The following is a 915-nucleotide window of genomic DNA, read 5'->3' as shown; positions in this document are numbered from 1 at the left end:
ATTTCTTTCGCGGCTTGCCGCCAGCACCTTTTGACAAAGCTACTGCATTTCGCCTTGCCGCAAACCGTGTTTAAGCCACCAAGAAACAACAACCTGAGTGCGAATTCAAATGTGTGATTGGAATTTCAGACACGTCACTCAAACAAAGGTTGTTCACTGATTTCGACACAAACCTGCGGCTATGAAAAGAGGAGTTTTGCTATTAAACCGTGGGACTCAAAACTCTGAAAATTGATGGGGGATAACGCCTGCCAGCACAGGCAAAAAATTGCGGAGCGTTTTTTGTCCTGTGACTGCATTTGTTAGGCAATTGTTTACACAATGCCACGAATAATATCCAATCTGTTTTCGGGGGCATTAGGTGATAAGAAGTCGGGAATTGTGTTTTCACTCCTACGAGGTCTTTTCAAAAACTCAATAGGCCATTCGGTTATTCGCTCTTCCTTGACGTGGATATATTGACCAATTTCAGGTTCTTCTATGTATTCAATTTGCAGAATTAAGGCTAACGGCTCTTCAGCTCCTTTCTCTTGTCTTGAGCATTCAAGAGCAGTTTCAGCATCTTCAAAGGCATAGTAGTAATCATCGCCATCTTTCACGTGACACCATACCCTGTATTCGAGCACTTCATCCCAGACGAATCCGCCGCCAGCTTTTGCCAAAGCTGAATATTCACCAACCATAGAAGGATCTTTAACTTTCGGATACATGATTGATTTCCATTAATTGCCTAACGCCTGCTAGCACAGGAAAAAAATGGCGGAGCGGTTTTTTGTCCTGTGGCTGCATTTGTTAGCCCTTGCTCCATGTCTTTCGCGGCTTGTCGCCAGCACCTTTAGAAAAAGCTACCGCGCTTCATCTTGCCGCAAACCGTGTTTAAGCCACCAAGAGACAACAACCTGAATGTTAATTCAA

1 protein-coding gene is annotated in these 915 nt (G+C 44.0%); it reads right to left on the bottom strand.

Going from position 1 to position 915, the window contains the following annotated elements; translation table 11 throughout:
• Positions 1 to 314 precede the first annotated feature (314 nt).
• Complete coding sequence (locus CS022_RS24590; protein ID WP_129124483.1) at positions 315 to 710, bottom strand: GCN5 family acetyltransferase; 396 nt, start codon at positions 708 to 710, stop codon at positions 315 to 317.
• Positions 711 to 915 lie beyond the last annotated feature (205 nt).

Source organism: Veronia nyctiphanis, from assembly GCF_004116385.1.
GTDB classification, from domain to species: domain Bacteria; phylum Pseudomonadota; class Gammaproteobacteria; order Enterobacterales; family Vibrionaceae; genus Veronia; species Veronia nyctiphanis.
This window is presented reverse-complemented; position numbering and strand designations above follow the sequence as displayed.

Coding starts and splice junctions, on each gene's coding strand:
- CS022_RS24590 (WP_129124483.1), bottom strand. CDS start 710: ATGTATCCGAAAGTTAAAGATCCTTCTATGGTTGGTGAATATTCAGCT.